Source organism: Roseibium denhamense, assembly GCF_009711415.1.
GTDB lineage: Bacteria > Pseudomonadota > Alphaproteobacteria > Rhizobiales > Stappiaceae > Roseibium > Roseibium denhamense.
The window spans coordinates 165,478-189,795 of record NZ_SMLZ01000116.1; the positions used below are offsets into that span (position 1 = coordinate 165,478).

22 protein-coding genes and 1 tRNA gene are annotated in these 24,318 nt (G+C 58.5%); 8 read left to right on the forward strand and 15 right to left on the reverse strand.

Annotated elements, in window-relative coordinates:
- Positions 1–36: 36 nt before the first annotated feature.
- The 3 genes from guaB to E1180_RS20730 all read right to left on the reverse strand — a co-directional run bounded on the left by guaB (position 37) and on the right by E1180_RS20730 (position 3,791).
- A complete protein-coding gene (gene guaB, locus E1180_RS20720; protein ID WP_155194419.1) occupies positions 37–1,539 on the reverse strand; it encodes an IMP dehydrogenase in 1,503 nt (500 codons plus the stop codon).
- A 162-nt stretch (positions 1,540–1,701) separates the two neighbouring features.
- Positions 1,702–2,412, reverse strand: a complete 711-nt coding sequence (locus E1180_RS20725) for an RlmE family RNA methyltransferase (protein WP_155194422.1) — start codon at positions 2,410–2,412, stop codon at positions 1,702–1,704.
- Positions 2,409–3,791 (reverse strand): Ppx/GppA phosphatase family protein, encoded by a 1,383-nt coding sequence (locus tag E1180_RS20730; RefSeq protein WP_283404436.1) that lies wholly within the window; start codon positions 3,789–3,791, stop codon positions 2,409–2,411. Before E1180_RS20730 ends, E1180_RS20725 begins: the two co-directional genes overlap by 4 nt.
- 593 nt (positions 3,792–4,384) lie before the next feature.
- Here E1180_RS20730 and E1180_RS20735 point away from each other — a divergent pair.
- From E1180_RS20735 to E1180_RS20760, 6 genes are all read left to right on the forward strand, one after another.
- Positions 4,385–4,458, forward strand: a tRNA-Gln gene (locus tag E1180_RS20735).
- Positions 4,459–4,573: 115 nt separating this feature from the next.
- Complete coding sequence (locus E1180_RS20740) at positions 4,574–5,461, forward strand: LysR family transcriptional regulator (protein WP_155194426.1); 888 nt, start codon at positions 4,574–4,576, stop codon at positions 5,459–5,461.
- A 98-nt stretch (positions 5,462–5,559) separates the two neighbouring features.
- Positions 5,560–6,414, forward strand: coding sequence for a putative hydro-lyase (locus tag E1180_RS20745; protein WP_155194429.1), 855 nt, complete (start codon positions 5,560–5,562; stop codon positions 6,412–6,414).
- Between the two features lies 1 nt (position 6,415).
- On the forward strand, positions 6,416–7,453 hold the full coding sequence (locus E1180_RS20750) for a TRAP transporter substrate-binding protein (protein WP_155194431.1): 1,038 nt from the start codon (positions 6,416–6,418) through the stop codon (positions 7,451–7,453).
- Between the two features lie 21 nt (positions 7,454–7,474).
- Positions 7,475–8,053: a TRAP transporter small permease subunit gene (locus E1180_RS20755; RefSeq protein ID WP_208997278.1), complete on the forward strand. Its 579-nt coding sequence runs from the start codon at positions 7,475–7,477 to the stop codon at positions 8,051–8,053.
- Positions 8,050–9,333 (forward strand): TRAP transporter large permease, encoded by a 1,284-nt coding sequence (locus E1180_RS20760; RefSeq protein WP_155194433.1) that lies wholly within the window; start codon positions 8,050–8,052, stop codon positions 9,331–9,333. The genes E1180_RS20755 and E1180_RS20760 overlap by 4 nt, the downstream gene beginning before the upstream one ends.
- A gap of 60 nt (positions 9,334–9,393) precedes the next feature.
- Here E1180_RS20760 and E1180_RS20765 read toward each other — a convergent pair whose 3' ends face one another.
- The 11 genes from E1180_RS20765 to E1180_RS22075 form a co-directional block, all read right to left on the reverse strand.
- Positions 9,394–9,834: a universal stress protein gene (locus E1180_RS20765; RefSeq protein ID WP_208997279.1), complete on the reverse strand. Its 441-nt coding sequence runs from the start codon at positions 9,832–9,834 to the stop codon at positions 9,394–9,396.
- A 26-nt stretch (positions 9,835–9,860) separates the two neighbouring features.
- Positions 9,861–10,877, reverse strand: a complete 1,017-nt coding sequence (locus E1180_RS20770; protein WP_155194436.1) for an Ldh family oxidoreductase — start codon at positions 10,875–10,877, stop codon at positions 9,861–9,863.
- A 125-nt stretch (positions 10,878–11,002) separates the two neighbouring features.
- Positions 11,003–12,184: a UxaA family hydrolase gene (locus tag E1180_RS20775; RefSeq protein ID WP_055671772.1), complete on the reverse strand. Its 1,182-nt coding sequence runs from the start codon at positions 12,182–12,184 to the stop codon at positions 11,003–11,005.
- A gap of 13 nt (positions 12,185–12,197) precedes the next feature.
- Entirely contained in the window at positions 12,198–12,488 is a 291-nt protein-coding gene (locus tag E1180_RS20780; protein WP_008197157.1) for a UxaA family hydrolase, read from the reverse strand.
- 10 nt (positions 12,489–12,498) lie between these two features.
- A complete protein-coding gene (locus E1180_RS20785; RefSeq protein ID WP_155194438.1) occupies positions 12,499–13,494 on the reverse strand; it encodes a zinc-dependent alcohol dehydrogenase in 996 nt (331 codons plus the stop codon).
- Positions 13,491–14,243 carry an SDR family NAD(P)-dependent oxidoreductase gene (locus tag E1180_RS20790; RefSeq protein WP_155194440.1) on the reverse strand — a complete coding sequence of 251 codons (753 nt, stop codon included), beginning with the start codon at positions 14,241–14,243 and terminating at the stop codon, positions 13,491–13,493. Before E1180_RS20790 ends, E1180_RS20785 begins: the two co-directional genes overlap by 4 nt.
- Positions 14,244–14,247: 4 nt before the next feature.
- Positions 14,248–15,561 (reverse strand): histidinol dehydrogenase, encoded by a 1,314-nt coding sequence (gene hisD / locus E1180_RS20795; RefSeq protein ID WP_155194443.1) that lies wholly within the window; start codon positions 15,559–15,561, stop codon positions 14,248–14,250.
- Between the two features lie 8 nt (positions 15,562–15,569).
- On the reverse strand, positions 15,570–16,901 hold the full coding sequence (locus tag E1180_RS20800) for a TRAP transporter large permease (RefSeq protein WP_155194445.1): 1,332 nt from the start codon (positions 16,899–16,901) through the stop codon (positions 15,570–15,572).
- 10 nt (positions 16,902–16,911) lie between these two features.
- On the reverse strand, positions 16,912–17,427 hold the full coding sequence (locus tag E1180_RS20805; RefSeq protein ID WP_155194447.1) for a TRAP transporter small permease: 516 nt from the start codon (positions 17,425–17,427) through the stop codon (positions 16,912–16,914).
- Between the two features lie 123 nt (positions 17,428–17,550).
- Positions 17,551–18,693: a TRAP transporter substrate-binding protein gene (locus tag E1180_RS20810; RefSeq protein ID WP_155194450.1), complete on the reverse strand. Its 1,143-nt coding sequence runs from the start codon at positions 18,691–18,693 to the stop codon at positions 17,551–17,553.
- Positions 18,694–18,735: 42 nt separating this feature from the next.
- A complete protein-coding gene (locus tag E1180_RS22075; RefSeq protein ID WP_196220663.1) occupies positions 18,736–18,903 on the reverse strand; it encodes a hypothetical protein in 168 nt (55 codons plus the stop codon).
- Positions 18,904–19,016: 113 nt separating this feature from the next.
- On the opposite strand from E1180_RS22075, the gene E1180_RS20815 reads away from it, so the two are divergent.
- Positions 19,017–20,093 carry a LacI family DNA-binding transcriptional regulator gene (locus tag E1180_RS20815; RefSeq protein ID WP_244314134.1) on the forward strand — a complete coding sequence of 359 codons (1,077 nt, stop codon included), beginning with the start codon at positions 19,017–19,019 and terminating at the stop codon, positions 20,091–20,093.
- Between the two features lie 14 nt (positions 20,094–20,107).
- Here the strand turns inward: E1180_RS20815 and E1180_RS20820 are convergent, their stop codons facing one another.
- The gene (locus tag E1180_RS20820) at positions 20,108–22,063 is read right to left on the reverse strand and encodes a putative bifunctional diguanylate cyclase/phosphodiesterase (RefSeq protein ID WP_155194453.1); all 1,956 of its coding nucleotides are present in this window, start codon (positions 22,061–22,063) and stop codon (positions 20,108–20,110) included.
- A gap of 561 nt (positions 22,064–22,624) precedes the next feature.
- Between E1180_RS20820 and E1180_RS20825 the strand changes: the two genes are divergently transcribed.
- Positions 22,625–24,313 (forward strand): alpha/beta hydrolase, encoded by a 1,689-nt coding sequence (locus tag E1180_RS20825; RefSeq protein WP_155194455.1) that lies wholly within the window; start codon positions 22,625–22,627, stop codon positions 24,311–24,313.
- Positions 24,314–24,318 lie beyond the last annotated feature (5 nt).

The window sequence follows — 24,318 nt, forward strand, 5'->3', positions numbered from 1 at the left end:
AGAACCGGTCGTCTGGTTCTGTTTCATCTGGCTTAATTACACGTTGGACGGGTAGTTCGGGCTTTCCCGGGTGATTGTGACATCGTGGGCATGGCTTTCGCGCAGGCCTGCACCGGAAATCTGGACGAAACGGGCCTTCTTTTGGAAGTCCTCGATTGTCTTGCCGCCGACATAACCCATCGCAGCGCGAAGGCCGCCCGCCAACTGGTGCAAGACACTGCCAAGCATGCCCTTGTACGGCACCTGGCCTTCAATGCCTTCCGGGACCAGCTTCAAATTATCGGTGACTTCCGCCTGGAAATAGCGGTCGGCCGACCCGCGTGCCATCGCGCCAACCGATCCCATACCGCGATAAGATTTATACGACCTGCCCTGGTGGAGATACACTTCGCCGGGGCTTTCTTCCGTTCCGGCGAGAAGGGAGCCGACCATGACGGACCCCGCTCCAGCCGCAATCGCCTTTGCAAGGTCACCCGAAAATTTGATACCGCCATCGGCCACGACCGGCACGCCTTGCTTGTTTGCCTCGTTGACCGATTCAATAATCGCGGTCAATTGGGGCATCCCAACGCCAGCCACAATCCGTGTCGTGCAGATAGATCCTGGGCCAATCCCGACCTTTACGGCATCCGCTCCGGCATCGATCAGAGCTTTTGTTGCCTCTGATGTGGCGACATTGCCCGCAAGAACCTGCACTGAATTGGACAGTTTCTTGACCTGGCTGACCATGTCCAGGACCTTTTGGGAATGGCCGTGGGCGGTATCGACAACGACCATATCAACACCTGCATCTACCAAGCGTTCTGCCCTTGCAAAGCCTTCCTCGCCAACGCTGGTCGCGGCTGCTACACGCAAGCGCCCTTGCGCGTCCTTGGACGCATTAGGGTTCAGCTGTGCCTTTTCCATGTCCTTGACGGTAATCAGACCGGTGCAGTGGCCATTGTCGTCAACAACCAGGAGCTTCTCGATCCGGTTTTGGTGAAGAAGGCGCTTGGCATCATCCTGGCTGACACTGTCGTTGACGGTAACAAGCCCATCGTGGGTCATCAGCTCCTGGATTTTTTGATTGGGGTTGGAGGCAAAGCGAACGTCGCGGTTGGTCAAAATGCCGACCAGTTTGCCGGTCACCTGGCCTCCGGATCCGCCGTTTTCCACCACCGGAACGCCGGAAATGCCGAAACGCTTCATGAGATCGAGAGCATCTTGAAGCGTTGCGTCCGGGCCGATCACAAGGGGATTGACGACCATTCCGGATTCAAATTTCTTCACCATTCTGACTTCTTCAGCCTGGCGGTCGAGGGTCAGGTTGCGGTGGATGACACCAATCCCGCCCGCCTGCGCCATGGCAATGGCCAGACGGCCTTCCGTGACCGTATCCATGGCCGAGGACAGGATTGGCAAATTCAATTCCAGCTCGCGGGTTACCTTGGTGCGCAGGTCGACCTCACCAGGCATGACTTCGGAATGTCCGGGGATCAGCAGCACATCATCGAACGTGAGTGCCTGGACCCCTGTCGATGGAACGAAGAAAGATGCCATGGCCAATTCCCCTTATAAAATGGTGGCGAAGACGCAAGCAGGCATTTGGCTTGCATCTTACGAGTCGCTTCGGCTGTGCCGGAGAAGTTGGCGCGGGTCAATAACATGCAGGTGACAGAAAGAAAAGAGGCGATATCCGCGCGCTTTGAAGCCAGAGATTTATCAGCCATCTGGGTCAAGGTCGCTGCCGCGGAAACCCTTGGCAATCACATAGAGTTCCGGACTTTCCTTCCGGCTCGCGGGCGGCTTGAGATGCGCCACAGATTTGAATTCCCGCTTCAGGTCCTGAAGGAGTGCGTTTTCCGTTCCGCCCCGGAACACCTTCGCCAGAAAGGATCCACCAGGCACAAGATTGCGGCGCGCAAAGTCGATCGCGATCTCAAAAAGGTGGGTCGTTCTCAAATGGTCCGTCTGTTTGTGCCCGGTGGTCGGCGCAGCCATGTCCGACAACACCACATCCGGCCTTTGACCGCCAAGCGCTTCCATCAACAGCGCCGGTGCGTCCTCGTCCAGAAAGTCCTTCTGGAGAAATGTGGTTCCGCGCACATGGTCCATTTCTAGGTAATCGATTCCAACCACCTTCGGAGCTTCTACGGTGGATTTCACACGCTCGACGGCGACCTGGCACCACCCGCCTGGAGCACATCCAAGATCGACTACCCGATAGCCGGGTTTCAGCAATTTGTGCTTGTCATCGATTTCAATCAGCTTGTAGGCAGCCCGGGACCGGTAGCCGTCAATCTTGGCCCGGCGGACATAGGGGTCGTTCAGCTGACGCGCCAACCAGCGGGTGGACGATTCGCGTCGTCCGGCGGAACTCTTCACCTTTACATGAAGGCCGCGGTCGCCCGATCCCTTTTTCGATCTGCTCATGTTCTGTTTCCTTGGCGGCCGCGGCTGGTGCGCGCGCCGTTTTTCTTGCGGGCCCATACGCCGTCTGCTGCCATCAATTCGGTCAAGATCCCCTCCCGCAGGCCCCGGTCCGCAACGCGCAAACGGGAGCAGGTCCAACGGCGCCGGATAGCTTCCAGAATTGCGCACCCAGCGAGCACAAGATCCGCACGGTCGGCACCAATGCAGGGGTTTTCCACGCGGGCCTCATACGGCATGTCGCGCAGCTCATCAATCATGCGGCCGACCTGCGTGTCTTCCAGCCAAGTTCCGTCAACTTTCCGCCGGTCGTACCGCCGCAATCCCAGATGAACTCCGGCAAGCGTTGTCACCGTCCCGGATGTTCCAAGCATATGGACCTTTCCGGAGCCAATGGCCTCGGTCAGGCTGCTTGCAAGATTGAAGGCAGCAAGATGGGATGCGGCATCTTCAACCATGGATTCAAAAATGTCCGGCGTGACATGCATGCCGCCGTGGCGTTCTGCAAGGTTCACAACCCCAACCGGCAAAGAGATCCAGGAGCGGATGAAACGGGTCAGCGCATAACCGCGGGCTCCGCAGCGGTTCCGCAGATCAAGCCAGACGATTTCCGAGGATCCACCGCCAATATCAAACAGGATCACACCATCGGCATCATGATCGACAAGCGATGCGCAGCCGGCAACGGCAAGGCGCGCTTCGGTTTCCCGGTTGACCACTTCCAGTGCAAGACCCGTCTCGGTCTTGACCCGTTCTATGAACGTATCGCCGTTTTCAGCTGCGCGGCAGGCTTCAGTCGCAATGAGGCGGGACCTGCTGACACCGCGATCCGCCAGTTTCCGATGACAATTGTCGAGCGCCTCGATGGCCCGTTCCATGGCAGCATCGCTCAATCGCTTGTGAGACCCGACCCCCTCGCCCAGACGCACTATTCTTGAGTATGCGTCGACGACCCGGAAGCCGCGTTCTTCGGGCCGGGCGATAAGCAAACGGCAGTTATTCGTCCCAAGATCGAGCGCTGCATAGAGTGGTTGCGCCCGGCCAATGACCGCCGGGCCGCCAAGTCTGTATGCATCCGGACGTGCATGACCGTTCCTGGGGTGTGCCCGGCTTCCCCGTCTTGGATAATGCGGATGCCCTGCCTCGTTTTTCGCAGAATGGGGATGCGCCCCCCGGGTATCGGCATTCGCAGGCCCGGATGGCTCGACGGCTGCAGCGACCGTTTGGTCCGCCCGCGCCCCGAAACCATTGCCCTTGCGTTTCCGGTGCCGTTTCGGGTGCAAGGCTTGGCCGTCTCGGACCGTCTCGCCCGGGGCAGTCCCATCCGGCGTTGCAGCGCGGTTATTTGATGCGGATGCTTGTGGTTGCTGACTGGCGGGCACCTTCCGTCCGCGCCGGCGCCGTTTCCGCCGGTTCTGGCCAGACTCCTGCTCGTTTCCGTCTGCCCTTTGAACGGGCTGAGCGGACGGTCCACTTGTAATGAGACCGGAGGGACTTGCGGAGGGAGTCTGCCCGTCACGGGCGGAATCCGGGTTTGCCTGCGTGTTCTGAGACTGGCTTTTCCTGGCATCCGCCTGCCGTCCCGAACGCCGTCTGCGGCGCCGCTTTTTCTGTCCCTTGGGCCCACTTGGGGCGCCAATTCTGCCGGACTCATCAGGGGCACTTCGCCCATTTACGGGCGGTTCCTTGCCTGAATGCGTCACTGTTTTGCCTTTCGGGTTCCAGGAGCCGGCGCTGGGAAGCGGTCCGGTCAGAACCCTTATTCATCGTTGACGAAACTGTAACAGGTTGGCATTGCCGCGAAAAGTACCTGTGTTCCGAATTCTCGAGGCTTGCGTTAAACTGTAGTCCGGCAGGGCCGACGGAAAAAATATGGGCTTACCGCCTTGCATTTTGAAGCAGGTTGGATGTATACGCTGCGCTCATCCTAACGGGCGCCGGTTCGCCCTTGGACATTGCGCACTTCGTGCGTTACTGGGGAATAGGTTAACGGTAGACCCGCAGACTCTGACTCTGTTAGTCCTGGTTCGAATCCAGGTTCCCCAGCCAAACTCTTTTCCGATAAATCCGTGCTTTTGCGTTCGCTTCCATTGCCCACGCTGACGGGAGCGGGCTTTTCTTCCGTTCGAAGCTCTGCAATGTTCGTCCAAAAAGGGCGGAGCAGATGTTACGGATCAATCTGGATCAGTTGCGGACATTTCTGATCGTTGTGCGCAGCGGCGGAGTGGTGAAGGCCGCGCAGTCGTTGAACCTGACACAGCCTGCAGTCACGGCCCGTATGAAGGGGCTTGAGCAGACCCTCGGGACCCAGGTGTTTGATCGCAGTGCCGGTCAGAATCGCCTCACCAAACAGGGTGAATTGCTGCTTCAATACGCGTTGAAGCTGGAAGTTCTGTCCAATCAGATCGAGAGGGACATTGTAGATCCGGCCCATCTTGAAGGGCACTTGCGTTTGGGGGCATCGGAGACGATTGCACAAAGCTGGATGCCGGACTTCATTACCGAGCTGTCGAAACGGTTCCCAAGACTGCAGATCGAGTTCAATGTTGATGTCTCCGTGAGCCTGCGGAACGCTTTGCTTGCGCGGGAAATCGACCTTGCCTTCCTGCTCGGACCGGTGTCCGAGTACTCGGTTGATAACATTGCCCTGCCCCGCTTCGAACTCGATTGGTATGCTGCCGCAGATGCCCCCGATGATCCGGCGCTGGCGGCACGGCTTTTCGACAAGCCGGTCATCACATACGCCAAGAACACCCGGCCCTACCGGGACATGCGGGACCAGCTTCAAGAGCATGTGGAAACCGATACCGCGCTGTTCCCGTCCTCTTCTTTGTCCGCAGCCATCCGGCTGGTCGAGACGGGGCTCGGGGTCGGCGCCTTGCCGCGCCTTCTTGCCGATCCGTTTGTTGCCGCCGGGACTTTGAAGACGTTCAATCCGGGTTGGGCGCCAGAGCCTTTGACATTTACCGCGTCCTATATTGCCGATCCCCGCAGTCAAATGATCGAAAGTGCGGCGCAGCTCGCAGCGGAAGTGGCACAAAATCACGTTTGAGACATAAAAATATTTTATCAAAAATCGGAAAAACTATTGATTTGACCAGATTAGGGCCAGCCGACATCCTCAAGGAAGTTGAGGAGTGCGGACCTGCAATGAACAGTTTTGAGCACATACGGGCACTCTTGCCGTCAGAGGCGAGAGCCGCCATCCGGTCAGGCGCCTATACCCGCCACACCGCTGGTCTCGCCGCTGGCTATCTACAGGCAAACCTGGTTGTTTTGCGCGAAGTCCACGCTCTTGATTTTGCCCGGTTTTGCCAGCGAAATCCGAAGCCGTGCCCCGTTGTCGGCATGACTGATGCGGGCAGCCCGCAGTTCCGGACGCTTGGCCGCGACGTCGATCTGTGCCGGGATGTCCCCTCCTATAACATTTACGAAAATGGCCGAATCACGGCGACGGTTCCGGATATCTCCAGCTATTGGAAGGAAGACCATGTCGGTTTTGCCCTCGGGTGTTCGTTCACATTTGAAACGGCGTTGATCGCAGCGGGAATACCTGTCCGCCATATCGACGCCGATACCACCGTTCCCATGTACCGCACCTCCATCGAGTTGACCCCAGCCGGACCATTTGGCGGAACCATGGTGGTCAGCATGCGGCCGATACCCCGGGACCGTGTCGCCGAAGCGATCGCCATCTCTTCGAAATTTCCGCTGGCCCACGGAGCACCTGTTCACACCGGCTCTCCCGGGGAAATCGGCATCCGTGACCTTGCCGCGCCCGACTGGGGTGACTCGGTGGACATAAAGCCCGATGAGGTGCCGTGTTTTTGGGCCTGCGGCGTGACACCTCAGGCTGCCCTTCTCTCGGCTAATCTTCCCTTGGTCATTACCCATACACCCGGACACATGCTGATCACCGATGTGCCGGAGACTGCGGAGATACCGGTGATCCAACCAAATCAAAAAAACGCTGAAACCTTCCAGCCCCTTTCCAGAGGAGACTGACATGCGCACGCAACTGACAATACTTTTGGCATCCACGGCCCTTTTGGCCGCCCCGGCACAAGCGGAAACCCTATCGGTGGTCGGCAGCTGGTCCGGCCTGCCGCTTCACAAGGAGTTCGAAGCCCCGTTCTGGACGGAAAAACTCCCTGCCGCCTCCGGTGGAAACATTGAAGTGGAACTGACCACCCACAATCAGATGGGGCTGGGTGTCGGCGATGTCTTCCGCCTGCTTGGGGATGGCGTTTACGATGTCGGCATGACCGTTGCCGACTATGCGGTGGCCGATGCTCCCGAGCTTGAGGGGCTGGACGTGCCGCTCCTGGCGCTGAACGCAGACGATGCGCGCGCGATGGTCAATGCGGCCCGCCCAATGGTCGCCGATATCTACAAGGACCGTTTCAATTCGCATGTCCTGGCGATCGCCCCCTACCCGCCGCAAGTGGTGTTCTGCAATGCCGAGATCGGCAGCCTCGATGATCTTCAGGGCAAGAAGGTGCGTGCATCCGGGCGCATGACGGCGATTTTCCTGGAAGCGCTCGGCGCGGAAGGCGTCAATGTCTCGTTCTCAGAAGTCCCAGGCGCGCTTCAACGCGGTGTTGTCGATTGCGCGGTCACCGGCGCCGGCTCTGGCTACTCGGCGGGCTGGTGGGAAGTATCAACCCATCTTCTGCCCATTCCGCTCGGCGGTTGGGATTCTGTCGTGACGGCTGTCAATATGGATCGCTGGAACAGCCTAAGCGATGCCGACAAGGCGCTGATCGAGGCCGAGATCAAAACCGGTTTTGAAGATCCAGCATGGGCGGTCGCACAAGATGCGCTGGTCAATGACATTGCCTGTCTGACGGGCAATGGTGAATGCCCAGCCGGTGATGCGCGTAACATGACGCTGGTTGAAGTGTCCGATGCCGATTTCGAGAAAGCCCGGGGCATCCTGATTGGGGAAGTTCTTCCGGACTGGGCCGAACGGGCTGGCGGGGACTGGGCACAGCGCTGGAATGCCAGTGTCGGTGAGACGGTTGGCGTACAGATCGCCAATTAACGGCAACAGGAGGGTACGGCGGTGGCCGGCATAAGTGAACGTATCATTGACCGGCTAAAGGCAGTGAACCGGCTCATCGCACTTGCGATGGGCGCGGGGCTGCTCCTATGCGCCGCCTTTATTCTCGCTGAAATTCTCGTCCGTCAGCTCGGCGGCAGTCTGGGGGGGACGGACGAGATTGCAGGCTATGTCATGGCCATCGTGACGTCCTGGGGCATGGCCTACTGCCTTCTGGAACTGGGCCATGTGCGGATCGATTTCCTGCGCGGGTGTTTCGCATCGCGCGGCCGGGCGGTCCTCGATCTCATTTGTATGGCAACGCTGGCGGCTGTTGCGTCCGTGATCGCCTACAAGTGCTGGCCGGTTGTCGAGCGCTCCCTGGTGAATGGCAGCCGGGCAAACACACCGCTTGAAACACCATTGGCGCTTGTTCAGGTGCCGTGGTTTATGGGATGGGCATGGTTTGCCCTTTCAGCCTGGATCACGCTCGTCGCGGCAACATTCCTGGTACTTCAGTCCCGCTTGAAGGAAGCGGAAAGCGTTGCTGGTGTTTTTGCGGAAGCGGACGCAGCTGCCCGTGAGGCGGAGGCTGCAACATGATTGGAACCCTGTCAGTCTCCCTGCTCGCTCTGTTGTCGATTTCCCTGCCCGTGGGGGTCGTTCTGTTCCTGCTCGCCTTTGGAATTGATCAGTTCTATTCCTCGTTTCCCTTGATACGCGGCCTTGGAAACATGGTCTGGTCGTCTTCAAAATCGGCCACCTTGATCGCCATCCCGTTTTTCGTGCTTCTTGGGGAGATCCTAGTCCGCTCCGGGATCGCAAGCCGGACTTACTCGGCATTGGACCGTTGGTTCTCTTGGCTTCCAGGCGGCTTGATCCACGCCAATGTGGCAACCGCGACAATGTTCTCGGCAACGTCAGGCTCGTCTGTCGCAACCGCTGCAACAGTTGCGACCGTTGCCATGCCACAGGCTGAACGTCTCGGATATGACCAGCGCCTGTTTTCCGGCGCTATTGCAGCCGGAGGCACGCTTGGGATCATGATCCCGCCATCGATCAACTTGATCGTCTACGGCTTCTTGACCCAGACCTCGATCCCGCAGCTGTTTCTGGCGGGTCTCGTGCCGGGCCTCTTGCTGGCACTTGCCTTTCTGGTGGTGACCGCCTTGATTTGCGCGATCCGGCCCGATCTCGGCGGAACCCGGCGTGTCTTTCCCTTCATCGACATGCTCAAGGCGCTCACCGAGCTCCTGCCGATCATCATGCTGTTCACCTTGATCATCGGGTCGATCTATATGGGCTGGGCAACCCCGACGGAGGCGGCCGCTGTGGGCGTGGCCGGTGCCATGCTTATTGCAGCGCTAACGAGCGGCATTACCTGGAAGATGATGGAAGCTAGCCTTCTGGGCACGATCAAGATCACGGCAATGATCATGCTTGTTGTGATTGGCGCTTCGTTCCTGAACTTTACTCTGGCTTCAGCCGGGTTGGGCCGCGAGCTGCAGGATTTCCTCGGGTCTCTCGGGCTGACACCGTTCTATACGCTTCTTGTCATCGTTGCGATCTACGTCGTGCTCGGATTCTTCATTGAGACACTGTCCTTGATGGTCGTCACCATTCCGATCGTCGTGCCCCTCGTTCTGGAGCTCGGCTATGATCCCGTCTGGTTTGGCATCTTGATGATCGTGCTGATTGAAATGGCGCTGATCACGCCGCCTGTCGGGCTCAATCTCTACGTGGTTCAGGGCGCCCGGCGCAGTGGATCCATGAGCGATGTCATGATGGGGTCACTCCCCTTCGTCTTCACCATGGGTCTGATGGTCGCCGCGCTCATCGCCATGCCCGGCATCGCGCTCTTTCTCCCGGCGGCCTTGCAGTAGTGGCCCCAACCTTGGCCCCGCTCATTGGAGCGGGGCCCTTTTTCTCAATCAAACCGGTCGTTAGCCGCGAACGACAAATACGGAGCAGCCGGCCCGCCGCACAACGCGAGAGGCCGTTGATCCGAGAAAGTAATCCTGGGCGGTCGGGTGATGCGATCCGACGATGATGAGATCGACGCTATTTTCCTCGGCGAAGGCTGCAATCTGAACACCGGGCTTCCCACTGACAACCTTGCACTGGATGCTGTCGTCTCCGCCGGTTGCTTCGCGCAGCTTGTTTTCGACTTTGGTCGTAAGATGGTTGTCGACCTTCATGGTCACGAATTCGGACACGAAGCCCGGAATATTTTCAAGGACGGTCAAAAGCGTGATTTGTCCGCCATCCGCCATAAGATGGCGCGCGTTTTCAAGTTTCCGGCCGATCAGCGTCTCATGATCAAGAGCGACCGGTATCAGGACATGCTTGTACATCGGATCGACATCCTCCTTTTTGAAACTCAACCAGTCCTGCCTTGACCTTTGGCCGGTCAGAGACAGGCATGACTTTCTGCAAGCTTCCGGACCGCGTCGGCATAGCGGACCGGTACGTCAATGCCCTCCGCCCGCGCCTTGGCGATGGCGTCAGCGCGGCGGCTGCCGGGCAGGCGCGCGCCCTCCATTGTTTCAATCAGGCTGAGCAGAGCGTCGATGCGAGCAGCGAAATGCTCCGTATCCATCGGCTTCATGGCGATCAGGAATTGACCAACTCCGGGAGGTGGTCCATCGGCGGAAAAGAACGAGGATGCTTCGGTGCTTTTAGATGCGCCCGTCATGACCGAGGCCAGGATCTCCACCATCAGTGCCAGCGCTGTGCCCTTGGCTTCTCCAATCGGCAGCATTGTGCCTTCGAGCGCAGCTTCAGCACTTGTGGTCGGGGTGCCGTCCTTGCCGAGCGCCCAGCCCTCTGGGATGTCTTTACCGGCTTTGCGTGCATTCATTACCTTGCCGCGGGCCACCCGTGACAGGGAGAGGTCCACCACAAGCGGATCCTTGCTTGGACGGGGCGCGGCAAACGCAATTGGATTTGTGCCGAACACGGGATGCTTGGCCCCGAACGGCGCCATCGCCGCCGGTGCGTTGGCCACCATGATCGCCATCAAACCCTGATTGGCCAGTTTTTCGACCTGAACCGAGAGCGCGCCGCAGTGATGCGACCGCGTAATGCCCATGGTTGCACAGCCATGGTCCAGCGCGACTTCGGAGCCTTTCTCAATGACCGCATCAAGTGCGGGATAGGCAAATCCGAAACCGGCATCTGCGAGGAGGCTGCTTGTTCCTTTTTGAGAAATTATAACGTCTGCAGCGGCAGCGATTTTGCCGGACTGGACTTGAGCGGCGTAGTCCTCCACCCGCGAAAATCCGTGCCCTACTTGACCTTCCGCTTCTGCGGCCACAAGCGCGTTTGCAACGGACTGCGCGGCTAGGTCTGGCACTCCCACGGCCAGGAAGGCGGACTTGATCAAAAGTTCTGCATTGCAAAGGCTGAGGCGTTCGGTCGCTTCCATCGGTGTGTGTGCTTTCAAAAGACAACTGATCGCCGACACTTATTTCAAATTTTGGGGCTTGGCGATGCCCTAGCTGTAAGGCTGAGTATCTGGTGGCTGGTTTCCAGCCACCAGACCAGTTGGTTTTAAGCGCTGCGGTAGAGTTTGGTCATCGAGAACTCCCGGTGACCAAGTGCTTCGGCAGCCGTGTTCCGGCCATTGGCGGTGCGGCAGATCATTTCAATCAACGCATCGCCGGCCTCATCGATGGTCATTTCCCGGCGCAATATGCCGGAGACATCAACGTCCACGTGTTCACTCATGGTGCGAACCGTGCGCGGATTGGCCGTGATCTTGACCACCGGCACGATCGGGTTGCCAACCACATTGCCCTGTCCTGTCGGGAAGGTGTGGATCACGGCACCGCCGGCAGCCATCAGGGTCACGCATTCCGCGGCTGCGGACGATGAGTCCATGAAATAGAGGCCATTGCCCGACTTCGGCGCCTCGGCAGGATCGAGAATGTCGATGTACTGCGATGTGCGGCCGATTTTTTCCAGGTTTCCGAGGGCCTTTTCCTCGATGGTGGTCAGGCCGCCTTCGATGTTGCCTTTGGTCGGCTGGCTGTCTGACAGGTCATCGGTCTGGTGTGCGAAGATCACATCGTCCTGATAAGCCTTCCACATTTTGTACCAGCGTTCGCCGACTTCCTCGTTGATCGCACGTTTTTGGCAGATGTGTTCCGCACCGGTGATTTCAGACGTTTCACCAAAGAACCCGGTGATGCCTTCCGGCAGCAGCTTGTCGTACATGTTGCCGACAGTCGGGCAGGAGCCGAGACCGGTGGTTGTGTCGCTCTCACCGCATTTGGTGGAGACCCAGAGCTCGGAGATGGAGCACTCTTCGCGCTGGTATTCCGAAGTCTTGTGAACGAAGTCCTTCGCGGCCCAGGAGGCGCGACGGATCGTCTCAAAATCACCGTTCTGCTCGATGGAGAATTCAGCGACCGGCTTGCCCGTTTCGCGAATGCCATCGGCAATCCGTTTGGTCCAGCCCGGCTCGATGCCGATAACAACGACCGCCGCGACATTCGGGTTGGCGCCGGTGCCGATCATAGTGCGGAAGTGCAGCTCCAGATCTTCGCCGAATTGCAGACGGCCATAGGCATGTGGGATGGCCAGCGTGCCCTTGACGTTGTTGGCAACAGCCTCACAGGCCGCGTTGGAAATATCGTCGACGGGCAGAATGAGTACGTGGTTGCGGACCCCGACCCTGCCGTTTTCGCGCCGGTAGGCCTTCACCGTCATATTTGAATATTTGGTAGACATTTCGGGCAGCTCCTTACCAGCGCTTGGTTTTGCAGTTGTGCGTGTGGACGTGGGCGCCCTTCGGAATTTCGGCGATGATTTTGCCGATGTCCTCGCCGTATTTGATGGCCGTGTCGCCATCTGCGAGGTCTTTCAGTGCGATCTTGTGGCCAATCGGCACATCTGCTCCGGCTGTGAGACGGAATGTGGAATTGTCATGGGTGACACAGCACAGCATGTCGGTGCCGGCAGTCAGCCCTTCCACAACCACCACACCGACATTGTCGGCATGTTCGTGGACGAGAAGATGGGGAATTTCAGACATAATTGTCTCCTCAAGTATCTGGTGTGAGTAGAATTTTCGGAACAGCAACCGCGCCTTTGCGCAAGTCGTTGAAAGCTTTGAGGCCGTCGGACAGCGGCCGGATTTCGGTCCAGTCCAGCGCGCCCAACCGGCCATCGAACATGGCCTTGGCTGTCTCGCGGAAATCTTCGGCGGTGTATGTGTAGGTCCCGATGAAGGTGATTTCCTGCAGCGTCATACGCCGGATATCCAGACCGCCATCAGAGGACCCAAGTCCAATATGGCTGATAACCCCCCCTGGCTTGGCCAGTTTGGTTGCGGTGGCCCGTGTTGCGGCATAACCGACGCCGTCGACGATTAGATCATACTGCCCGCTCGTCTCCGCCTGCCCCGGTGTCAGGACCTCGATCCCGCAGGAGGACTTGAGAAATTGCGCGCGTTCCTGATTGGGTTCGACCAGGCGAACGTGCTGGATCCCTTGTGCCTTCAAGGAAAGAGCCGCACCGAGGCCGATTGCTCCGCCGCCGATGACAAGCGCCCGTGCTTCGGCCGGGTCGGACATGAGGGCCCGTTTGGCTAGCCGCACGGCATGCCAACCACAGGCAATCGGTTCGGCAAGGGCGGCCTGGGCATCGGTAATGTTGTCCGGCACCACGACCAGATTGCCCTCCGGCATTACAAGATAGTCGGCAAACCCGCCTTCGCGCGGCGGCATGGAGATGATTTGCCGGTCCGGGCAAAGATTGTCCCGGCCAGACCGGCAAGCCTCACATGTGCCGCACGTGACCAGCGGGTTGACGGTCACCCTTTTTCCCTCGAGCGGGCCCGATATAACGGTTCCTGCAACTTCATGTCCAAGAATGAGAGGAGCCGGGCGACGTTCATCATGGCCAAGGAAGGCATGCATGTCGGATCCGCAGATGCCGGTGTGGGCCACCTTGATGAGCGCATCGCTTGCCGAAGGGGTCGGATCCGCAACATCCCGGTAAGCCTGCGTTTCCGGGCCGGTGTAAACAAGGGCTTTCATTTTGCAGTGAACCCCCCGTCGACCATGAGGACTTGGCCCGTGACATAGCGGGACGCATCGGAACACAAAAACAGGATTGGTCCGTCAATATCGTCAAGCGCTCCGTTGCGGCCGATACAGGTCTGGGCAGCATTGCGCCGCGCCCGTTCTTCATCGCCAAAGACGGCAGCTGTCAGCTCGGTCGGGAAGAAACCGGGGCCAATTGCGTTTGCCGTGATGCCGTCCTTCGACCAGGCCTCGGCCATGGCCCGTGTCAATTGACCGATGCCGCCCTTGGAGGCTCCGTAAGCAATACCGCCCGGGAACGCCCGTGTTGTCTGAAGGGACGCGAAGTTGACGATCCGGCCCCAGCCTTTCTCCTTCATCGCCGGCGCGAAGGCCTTACTCAGGAAGAACGGCACCGTCAGATTGAGCATCATCGTGATGTCCCATCCGGCATCCGTCACATCATCGGCGGGTTCGCGGGTATTGATCCCCGCTGCATGAACCAGGATTTCAGGCGGACCGAATGGCTCGGCAATGCTTTTGAGGGTCGCGGCAAGGCTCTCGCGATCACTCAGATCAGCTGGCACTGCTGCGGTCGACCCGCCAGCTTCCTGCCGCCACTCCTCAAGATCGGCCGACCGCCTCGCAACGCCGACCACCGACGCGCCCGCTTGGGCCAGCACCGTGGCAGCGCGCCGTCCGAGACCTGAACTGGCGCCGGTCACGCAGGCAACTTTGCCGGAAACATCGAACAGACCGGACATGGCCTTACTCTGCCGCCTCCGCACTCAGGTCGAAGTTTTCACCCGGGAAATACTTCCGCAACCGGATGTCGGCCGTGCGGGCGTGGCCTTCCATCCCTTCGAGGCGGGAGATCCGCGCGGTTGCCTCCGCTACCGGCTTGGCCCCCTCGCGGGTGGCCCGCTGCCAGGTGACGATCTTCATGAACTTGTGGACCGACAGGCCGCCCGTGTAGGACGCAGCGCCTGATGTCGGCAGCACATGGTTTGTGCCCGACGCCTTGTCGCCGAAGGCAACGGTGGTTTCTTCCCCGAGGAAGAGGGACCCGTAGCAGGAAAGGCGGTCCAGCCACCAATCCAGATCCTCAGCCTGCACCGTCAAATGCTCGGGTGCATAAGCATCCGACGTTGCCGCCATCTCCTCGCGGGTGTCGCACATGATCACCTCGGCATAGTCGCGCCAAGCGGCAGCAGCGTTCTGACTGTTCACTTCCGGTAGGTCTTCGATGAGCTTAGGCACCAGCGCCATGACTTCTTCGGCCAGGGACCGTGTGTCGGTGACGAGCCAGACTGGTGAATTGTAGCCATGTTCCGCCTGGCCGACGAGATCGGCGGCGACCACTTCCGGATCCGCTGTCTTGTCTGCAAGGATCAAGCTGTCCGTGGGCCCTGCAAACATGTCGATCCCGACGCGGCCGAACAGGATCCGCTTGGCTTCGGCGACAAACTGGTTGCCCGGCCCAACAAGGATGTTGGCCTTTGGCAGACCGAAGAGGCCAAAGGTCATGGCAGCCACACCCTGAACCCCGCCCATGGCGACGATCTTGTCTGCGCCGCACACGTGCGCCGCGTAGATGATTGCCGGATTAATGCCGATGCCGGGGCGCGGTGGCGAACAGGCGACGATGTTGTCGCAGCCCGCCACCTTGGCGGTCGTGACCGTCATGATCGCGCTGGCGATGTGGCTGTAGCGGCCGCCTGGGATGTAGCAGCCGGCCGTGTTGACCGGGATGCTCTTTTGACCCGCAATGAGCCCCGGGACAACCTCGACCTCGATGTTCTGGCAGGTCGTTTTTTGCGCTTCTGCGAACCGCTTCACGTTGGCATGGGCAAACTCGATGTCGCGCTTCAGCTTTTCCGGCACCTTGGCGCTGGCTGCCTCAATGTCGGCATCCGTCAGGATGATCGTGCCGTCATACTTGTCGAACTTGGCGGCGTACTCCATCGCGGCGGCATCGCCGCCCGCCTCAATCGCACCGAGGATTTCCTGAACGACCTTTGTGGTCTCGGACGCATCGGTCTTGGAGGTCAGATCTGCTTTCTTCAGATATTCAACAGTCATGGCAGAGCCTACTTGTAAATTTCAGGCAGCAGCGTGGTCGAGATTGCCGGCACATAGGCAATCAGCAAGGTCACGGCGAGCATGAAGAGGACGAAAGGAACGGCCCGGGCGGCGATTTTCAATATCGATTCACCCGTCAGGCCTGAGACGACGAACAGATTGAGACCGAGCGGCGGCGTGATGAACCCGACACCGAGTGCAGTAATCATCATGATGCAGAACTGGATCTCGTTCATGCCGATGTTGTCGGCGAGCGGTTTCAGGATTGGCGCCAGGATAACGATGTTCGGTGTGGTCTCCATAACGCAGCCTGCCGCGATCAAGACCAGGATCATCATCATGATGAGCACCCAGGGCTCGTCGCTGATGCCGGTGGCGACCGCCACAAAACCTTGCGGCACACCAATGATGGCAAGGGCTTCTGCAAGGGGAATGGAGAAGGCGATGATCGGGATGATCACACCATTGACCTTGGCCGAACTGACCAGCATGGCCGGGAAGTCTGACAGCCTCATAGTCCCCAGGATAAAGCCCATGGCGATTGTCACCACGACAGCGGTGGCGCCGGCTTCCGTTGGGGTCAGGCGGCCGGAAAAGATGCCGTAGAAGATGATTATTGGAACGATGAAGGCGTACCAACCCGATTTGATGGCAACCCAAAGCTGGGAGAAGTATTCACCCATGCTGATGTTGCCGCCGCCTTCCCAGCCATAAAGGCGGTTCATGATGATGTTTGTGGCCAGGATCGACACCAGGATGGCGATCCCCGGGATAACGGCTGCCAGGAACAGGGTCGATGCGGAGATGCCCAGCACCAATCCAATAATGATGTAGGCGATCGATGGCGGGATCAGGATGCCGGTACAGGCACCAGCTGCGACAAGCGCACATGCATAGGGACGCGGGTAGCCGCTTTCCACCAACCGGTCGATGGTCATGCGGCCGACAGCGGCGGCACCGGCTGCATCCGAGCCTGAAATGGCTGCAAACATGCCGCAAACAAGAACGGTGGCGGAGCCGAAGCCACCCTTTGCGAATTGCGTGAGCGCTTCCGCAACGTCGAGAAATTTTCGACTGAGCCCCGTTCGGACCAGCGCATCGCCGGTCAGAATAAACAGTGGGACAGCAGTCAGTGCGAAGGCGTCGATGCCGCTGAACAGCTTTTCGCCGACCAGCGACAGCGGAAGCGCGCCGGACCAGACAAGCATGAGGCTCGCGGCAGCGCCGATGGCCGCCCAAACCGGCACCGCAAGCGCCACAAGTAGGACAAACAGCAGAACCGGGCCGTAAAAATCCCAACCAAGCTCAATTGTTTGCGGTTGCATATGTTGCCAAAGCATAGCCGCCCCCTTAGTCGAACAGTTTGTCGCCTTCGTAGACGGGCTTGCCGTCACGAAGGTCGCGGATATCGCGCAGGAGCGACTGGGCGAGACGGAAAAGGATCAGCGCGAAGCCAAGAGGCACAGCACTGAGGAACCAGACTTGCGAGATGCGCAGACCGTGGGTCACCGATCCAAATTTCGCAGAGACAAGGACGGTTTCGAGCGACCAATAGAACGCAATGACTGCCACGACAGCCATGACAATGTCGCCGAGAATGTAGAGCAATGCCTTCGCTTTCGGGTCGACATACTGCATCAGGACGTCGATCCGGATATGTCCGCGTTCCTTGACCGCAGCCGCCGCACCGATCCAGGCAAGGTAAATGAAGGAATAGCGGACGATCTCTTCACCCCAGATGGACGAGTAGGCGAAAACCTCGCGCCGGACCACCTCGATAAACATCGTCAGGACAAGCATGACGTAGAACACAAGAAGCAACCAGCGTTCACCGTTCTTGTCGATAGCCTTAAGGACATTGGACATTGGCACTCCTCGACCGTTCCCATCAGACGGCGTGCCTGATGCGGTGGTCGCGTGAACAGGGAATTGGAAAGCGCACAGTGTGGTCTGCCCGCGGTCTTACGCCGCCGGCAGATCCGTCAGGCCTTAAGCGTCATGAACGTAGAGACGGCCTTGAGTGTTGGCGGCCTCTTCGAGGCGGCCGAAGGCTTCCATGGACCCGGCGAGTTCCTTCTTGAACTCATCCCACTCAGAGCGCTGATATCCGCCTGCATCCTGCCATTCAGCCAGCTGGTCTTCCGACAGTGAATGGAACTGGACGCCGGATTTCACCAACTCAGCCATGGCGTAGGAACGTGCGGCCGGGACTTTTGCGAGGTTTTGCTGCGCAGTGATCTCTCCAGCGAACTCAATGCCTTCCTGAACATCGGCGGGCAAGGAGTTGAACCACTCCAGGTTCATTGAATAAACCTGACTGTCGGGCACGGCCTGGGTGAAGGTGACGTGGCTCAAGATGTCCTTGAAGCCAAAGACGTAGAGTGCGCCGACCGACGGGTCGAGCGCATCGGCAACGCCCTGTTTGATGGCGGAGGGTGTTTCACCCCATGCAACCGGTGTCGGGTTTGCGCCGACCATGCGGTAATACTGCTGAAGCATGGCCGATCCTGGAACGCGGAACTTCACGCCAGACAGGTCGCCAGGTGTGATGACCTGATTGCCGCCCTTGCGGATCGCAACGACGCGCGGATCAATGACGACATAGAACAGCGCTTTGAAGCCGGAGGCCTCGATCTTCGGGTGGACTTCGCTCTTCCAGGCATCGGATGTCACCAGGTTGGTGAACCGCTGGTTGGAGCCGCAGAAGTACGGCATGTTGATCAGGTCAACAGCGGATGCGAAGGGTGCAAAGTTGGACAGGGAGTGCTGCGCTGCCTGAATGGTGCCGCCCTGAACGGCCTGGGCAAGTGCACCGCCGGCGCCGAGCTGTCCGCCCGGTGCGAGCTTGACATAGACCTTGCCGTTGGTGGCGTTCTGGATGTTTTCCTTCAGGTCCAGCTGCATGATCGGGTAGCTGCGCGACGCGCCAAGCACGTAAGCGGTTGCCAGTGTCATCGTATGATCGGCAGCTTGTTCGCGCTCGCGCTCCTCTTGCGCCGTCTGGGCAACGGCCTCGTCGGACCACAGTGTTCCGGCCGCCCCTGCAACGACAGCTGCAGTAAATGCGCCCTTGCTTGTCAGCTTCAAGAAATTGCGGCGCTCATGTGAGACCAGGTCTTCCGTCTTTTTCATGATTTCCTCCCAAGAAATCTGGTTTGGATAGTATGACGTCGGCTACTTTTCAGCTTCCCTCTTGAGGACAGCCGCCGAGAACGCCACCGAAACGGCGAACAGGCACAGCATTTCTCCGACATTTCCGAAAAACGGTGTTCCGCCAAGGGAACCGATCGATACATTGATCACAAAGACGGCAAAGAGACCGCCTGCCAAAGCCAAAAGCATGATCACCTCCCAACGACCAATTCACCGGCTGCCTCAAATGTAAGCGTTTACATTTTTCATTGCAAGCGAAAAGCGTTTCAACAGAATTGGAAAAACGATAAGGCATTAGGCCGATGGACAGCCATGCCGCTCACATTCACTATGGCCATATGCACGAACCACAAGACATAAACACGGATGCCCCACCCACGCTTGCGGATGTTGCCGCTGCTGCCGGTGTCTCTACGGCAACCGTATCACGGTGTTTGAATAATCCTGAGCTCGTGACGGAGAAAACGCTCGAGCGGGTCCTCGCGGCCGTAGATCACCTCGGGTACTCCCCAAACTTCAGTGCACGCGCCCTCGCCTCCCGCCGGACAAACATGATCGGCGCCATTATTCCAACCATGGACAACGCCATTTTTGCCCGCGGATTGCAGGCTTTTCAGGAGGAACTTCAGAAAAACGGCTGCACACTTCTTGTGGCATCGTCGTCTTACAAACAGGATCTTGAAGAAGAACAGATCAAGGCCCTGACCGCCCGTGGTGCCGATGCGCTGCTCCTGATCGGGTATCACCGTGACCCGGGCATTTATGCGTTCCTGGAAAAGCGTAGGATACCGGTTCTCGTTGCCTGGGCGTATGACCCTGCAAAGCCCTATCTTTGTGTGGGGTTTCGAAACCGCGATGCGATGAAGAGACTTGCGGAAAAGGTCCTGGAGGCCGGTCACCGCAAGCTTGGGTGTATTACGGCCGAGACCGCCGCCAATGACCGGGCGCGCGAGCGCGTTGACGGGATACGGGACGCCATGGCAGCCGCCGATTTGGCACCAGATACCCTGGAGATTGTTGAAACGACCTACTCGATCGAAAGCGGTGATCAAGCCTTCCGGCAATTAATGCAGGATACCGATACGCCAACCGCCATAATGTGCGGAAATGATGTGCTGGCTGTCGGCGCTCTCAGGGCTGCGGCGGATATGGGTCTGCGGGTTCCCGAGGATGTTTCGATAACCGGGTTTGACAATATTGAATTGGCAAGTGTGTCGCCTCAGCCTTTGACGACAGTTCACGTGCCGCACCGGCGCATGGGCCAATATGCAGCGCAAGCCCTGATGAAAGTTCTGTCCGGTGGTGATGTCCCGGCCTCGCTTGAGCTGCCAGCGGATCTTTGTATGCGGGCAACGCTTGCGCCTCCGCGCAAGCCGTGACGGCGGGCAAGATTTCAGCCTGCGAAACTGCGCTGCTTATGATCTGGAAAAAACAGCGTGGTGATGTCGTCAATGGCCATCGGGCCGCCGAAGAGATAGCCCTGCCCGTTCTCGCATCCCAAATCGACCAGTATGTCGCGCTGCTCAACGGTCTCAATCCCTTCAATGAGCACGTCTGAGCCCATGGTTTTCGCAATTCCGAGAACCATCTTCAGAATGTCCCGGAGCTTTTGGTCCCGTACCGCCCTACAGACGAATGACCGGTCAATCTTGATCTCGTCCCAATGGAAATCGGTCAGATACGACAGGGCGGAATAGCCAACGCCAAAGTCATCTAGAGAGATCCCGATCCCGAAGTTTCTAAGCTCGGTAAGCGTCGACTTGACCCGTTCCAGGTCCTTCATCAACGTCGATTCCGTGATCTCCAGCTTCAGTCTTTGTGCAGGAAGACCGGTTCTGCCAAGGCACTCATCGACCATGGCAACGACATCATCGTTGAGGATTTGTGCGACCGACAGGTTCACGGACAGTTGTAAATTGGACGGGAGAAGCTGCACCTCCGCACAAGACGTTTCGAGTATTTTCCAGCCCATCGGCACGATGTCGCCACTGCTTTCCGCAATCGGGATGAATTCGGACGGCGAAATCCAGCCGAGTTCAGAGTGATACCAGCGGGCCAAGGCCTCAACTCCGAAGATACGGCCGGTTTTCAGATTGAACTGAGGCTGGAAATGCGGCAGGCACTCATTGGCCTCGATCGCCCTCGCCAAGGCGGCTTCCACACGGGCGTGCCGCTCCATGTGAGCGCGCATAACCGGCTCGTATGTCACTGGCCGCCGTTTGGTGTTCTGCACAGCATTGGCAACTGCAAGGTCTGCGTTCCGGATGATGTCGCTTCCATGGGCATCAGAAGCCCGTGAATCGGCAAATCCGATTGCGGGCGTCACGACATAGGAACCGTGCGCTGTTGCGACCGGCCGGAGAAATTGATCCTGGATCCGGCTTGCAATGTGCTCTGCCGACAAGTCCATCTCGCTTGCGCGCTTGAACAAAAGCAGGAACCCTTTTCCGGCGGACCGGCCCAGTGTGATCGGAAGGTCGATGGTATCAATCACATGGCGCATTACATCGGTGGCGGACCGCAGAACAGCATCGTCAATTGCGTGTCCGAAACCGTCGATCACGGGCACCCGCGACTCAAGATCCACCCGCATGACCACCAGCTCATCGCCAGGATGGCGGGTCTCAAAGGCCTCTGTGACCGTTTTAGCGAAGATACTGTGGTTGATGAGGCCGGTTTTCGGGTCGTGATCCAACTGGTGTGCCAGTTTATCGGCACGCGCTGATTCTGTTTTTGCCTTTTGCACGGCAATCCGGTTCTCCCGCACGAGTATGCCGATCCATCCAAGGGCGGACAGTACGAAGGCAAGCCCAATGGCAAGCAGCCCTGTACGGAATTGCTCCACTTCCTGCCGGGTCTGGTCTATCTGGGTGCGGATGCGTGACAGAATGAGCTCGCGGACCTGATCGATTGACGCCGCGGCCGTGCGCAAATGAGATAGAGCCTGTCGTGCCGCTGTTTTTGTCGAAAGGTCCGTCAGAATCGGTTGCAGCGCGTCCGCGTCCCGGCCGACGGCATCCAGACGTTCACGCACGTACTGGGAAACCGAAGCCTCCTGGGTTGGGAGCGTGGCTTCAAGAATCTCAAGGGATTTGAGGAACTCCCGCAAGCTGACCGACGCGAGCTGCGAATCCTGCTGCAAGGAAAATGCTGCGTAGCTCCCCGCGGCCCGTTCCATCATTCTGGTGTCAACGGCGGCAATCGTCCGGGTCATCTTGTCATATGTGTCAAGCTGGCGGGACAGGTTTGCGTGTGCGGAATATAGATAATAGCCGTTCAGTCCTGCGAGCACGGCGAGCACCGCAAAACACAGCGGGAACAACAACCTGAGTGAAAGTCCGTGTCGCATCGGTTATTCGCGTTCCATAAGGGGCCGGACAGGCGCGAACCTGACCAGGATTGCAGTCTTTCAATCCGGCTGTTCAATCGTTTCCGGTCGACCAGCCGTGTGAAGTAGTCCCCCAACTATGAAGCCATTGTCCTTGTTTGCCGCTTGATTGCCCCGGCACCCAGATGCTGTTTGCCATGGCAGACTTTCTTGAAACCTGCTCCGGGCCGTGCGGACCTCTCGAAAACCGGCATATTCAGATGCATTGACCACAACTTCATCGTGAGAAGTACACAGCACAACAGTTAATCACCCCTAAATAATTGCATACGCAACGTAACTATCGGGCTGATTGTTGGGGTTTTTGTCAATCAAAGCACCTGAGTGCAGGCTTTAAAGCGGATTGTGCTGAAATTTGGACCTGCCCGGCCCCGCCACATCGCCCGGTTCGATGGGCGGGCAGTTGCAATTTCACTGGATCGCCGCCAATGATTTCATGCGGGTTCTTTCTGGCCCGTATCCGGGCGCCTCATAAACTCCCCAGCTCCGTTTTCGGCGGCAAAGGCAAAGGTGGGACAGTCGATGACACCAAATGACGATCCATCCGCATGGTCGTTGGGTTCAGCCACCAGACGCTTGATCAACACGGGATACTGTTCCCTTGGCCTTGTATTTGCCGTGTCGGCTTTTGGCGCCGCATTGACACCGTCCCTCATGCCCCGTGATCCGATGGTTCAGGCGGTGTTGTCGGGTGTTTCCGCGATAATTGCAGTTGAAGCGGCCCTGCTTTTAAGGGCGCTCTGGCGGTATATGGAACTTCCCGAGATATCGATGCGTCATCTTTGGGTCTGGCATACACTGGCTGTGACGCTCAGTGTCGGCATTTTGATCTATTCTCTCACCAAGGCATCCGGTTGGCAGAACGCAACACGGTCCGCCGTTGAACTTCCCGATCTTGAGGCAGGCGCTCCTTTCATGATCCTGGCCGTTGGAGCGGGAACCGCTCTTGGGATTTGGGTGTGTTTCCGGCTGCTCGGCTTTATCCGCCGGGCGGTCTCTTTGGCATTGAGCAAGATCGTTCCGCGGCGTCTTGGCATCGTGGTCTCGCTCGCTTTGGTGGGCTGGCTGTTCTGGGCCGTGGTTGATGGCGCGCTGATCCGGTCTTTCTTCCGGGCCGCCGATGCCTCTTTTCTGGCGGCTGACACCATGATGGAGCCGGACATTGCACAACCGCGCGATCCGAACAAAACAGGCAGCGTCACTTCGCTTGTCCGCTGGCATGAGATGGGCCGTTGGGGGCGCCATTTTGTGGCGACCGCGCCATCAAAAGAAGAGATTGCGGCGTTCTTCGACGGGCCGGTGATGGACCCGCTGCGCGTCTATGTCGGGCGCCGCTCAGCAGAAACGGCAAAAGAGCGCGCGCAGCTGGCTCTGGAGGAGCTGAAACGGGTGGGCGGATTTGAACGATCTGTCCTCGTCGTAACCGTTCCTGTCGGCACCGGATGGATGGATCCCGGTGCCCATGACACGCTTGATTTCATGCTCGGCGGCGATGTGGCGACGGTGTCGGTCCAGTATTCCTATCTGACGAGCGTCCTGTCCTTGCTCGCCCACCCGGATTATGGCGTGGACCAAGCCCGGGAACTCTTCAACGCCATATATGATCACTGGACCACGCTACCGCCGGACAGCCGGCCGGCGTTTTATGTCCATGGCCTCAGCCAGGGAGCATTCAATTCCCAGGCAACCTTACCGCTTCTGGATATGCTGGGAGATCCCATCCAAGGCGCGTTTTGGGCCGGATCGCCTTTCTTTTCCCGTTATTGGTCTGAAGTTCGCGACAACAGGAACCCAGGCAGTCCTGCCTGGAGGCCGACCTATGGCAACGGATCATTACTCCGGGTCATCGACCAGTATGGAGGTCTGAACGGAAATTACACACCGTGGGGACCCATTCGGGCGGTCTTTTTGAACTACGGAAGCGACCCAATCGTCAACTTCACCTTCGACAGTGCGGTCAAGCCGCCTGCCTGGTTAAATGAACCGCGGGCGCCTGACGTGACCGGCAAGCTGACCTGGTTTCCGGTTGTAACCATGCTGCAGCTGGCGCTGGATTCCATGTTTGCGCTCGATGTGCCGCGCTTTGGGCACTACTACGTCGCTCCGGATTATATCGATGGATGGGCAGCTGTTGTTGCGCCTGAAGGATGGACTGAAGACAAGGCAATCGAACTCAAGGTCATCTTCGAGGGACGTGGCCCTGCTTTTTAAACGCC

What these genes read in the sequence shown, in the direction of transcription:
- E1180_RS20825 (WP_155194455.1), top strand. Translation starts at nt 22,625, where the DNA reads ATGACACCAAATGACGATCCATCCGCATGGTCGTTGGGTTCAGCCACC.
- E1180_RS20785 (WP_155194438.1), bottom strand. Translation starts at nt 13,494, where the DNA reads ATGAAAGCCCTTGTTTACACCGGCCCGGAAACGCAGGCTTACCGGGAT.
- E1180_RS22075 (WP_196220663.1), bottom strand. Translation starts at nt 18,903, where the DNA reads ATGCTTTTGGCTTTGGCAGGCGGTCTCTTTGCCGTCTTTGTGATCAAT.
- E1180_RS20790 (WP_155194440.1), bottom strand. Translation starts at nt 14,243, where the DNA reads ATGTCCGGTCTGTTCGATGTTTCCGGCAAAGTTGCCTGCGTGACCGGC.
- E1180_RS20775 (WP_055671772.1), bottom strand. Translation starts at nt 12,184, where the DNA reads ATGTCTACCAAATATTCAAATATGACGGTGAAGGCCTACCGGCGCGAA.
- E1180_RS20725 (WP_155194422.1), bottom strand. Translation starts at nt 2,412, where the DNA reads ATGAGCAGATCGAAAAAGGGATCGGGCGACCGCGGCCTTCATGTAAAG.
- E1180_RS20810 (WP_155194450.1), bottom strand. Translation starts at nt 18,693, where the DNA reads ATGAAAAAGACGGAAGACCTGGTCTCACATGAGCGCCGCAATTTCTTG.
- E1180_RS20760 (WP_155194433.1), top strand. Translation starts at nt 8,050, where the DNA reads ATGATTGGAACCCTGTCAGTCTCCCTGCTCGCTCTGTTGTCGATTTCC.
- E1180_RS20740 (WP_155194426.1), top strand. Translation starts at nt 4,574, where the DNA reads ATGTTACGGATCAATCTGGATCAGTTGCGGACATTTCTGATCGTTGTG.
- guaB (WP_155194419.1), bottom strand. Translation starts at nt 1,539, where the DNA reads ATGGCATCTTTCTTCGTTCCATCGACAGGGGTCCAGGCACTCACGTTC.
- E1180_RS20800 (WP_155194445.1), bottom strand. Translation starts at nt 16,901, where the DNA reads ATGCTTTGGCAACATATGCAACCGCAAACAATTGAGCTTGGTTGGGAT.
- E1180_RS20780 (WP_008197157.1), bottom strand. Translation starts at nt 12,488, where the DNA reads ATGTCTGAAATTCCCCATCTTCTCGTCCACGAACATGCCGACAATGTC.
- E1180_RS20750 (WP_155194431.1), top strand. Translation starts at nt 6,416, where the DNA reads ATGCGCACGCAACTGACAATACTTTTGGCATCCACGGCCCTTTTGGCC.
- E1180_RS20820 (WP_155194453.1), bottom strand. Translation starts at nt 22,063, where the DNA reads ATGCGACACGGACTTTCACTCAGGTTGTTGTTCCCGCTGTGTTTTGCG.
- E1180_RS20805 (WP_155194447.1), bottom strand. Translation starts at nt 17,427, where the DNA reads ATGTCCAATGTCCTTAAGGCTATCGACAAGAACGGTGAACGCTGGTTG.
- E1180_RS20815 (WP_244314134.1), top strand. Translation starts at nt 19,017, where the DNA reads ATGGACAGCCATGCCGCTCACATTCACTATGGCCATATGCACGAACCA.
- hisD (WP_155194443.1), bottom strand. Translation starts at nt 15,561, where the DNA reads ATGACTGTTGAATATCTGAAGAAAGCAGATCTGACCTCCAAGACCGAT.
- E1180_RS20745 (WP_155194429.1), top strand. Translation starts at nt 5,560, where the DNA reads ATGAACAGTTTTGAGCACATACGGGCACTCTTGCCGTCAGAGGCGAGA.
- E1180_RS20770 (WP_155194436.1), bottom strand. Translation starts at nt 10,877, where the DNA reads ATGGAAGCGACCGAACGCCTCAGCCTTTGCAATGCAGAACTTTTGATC.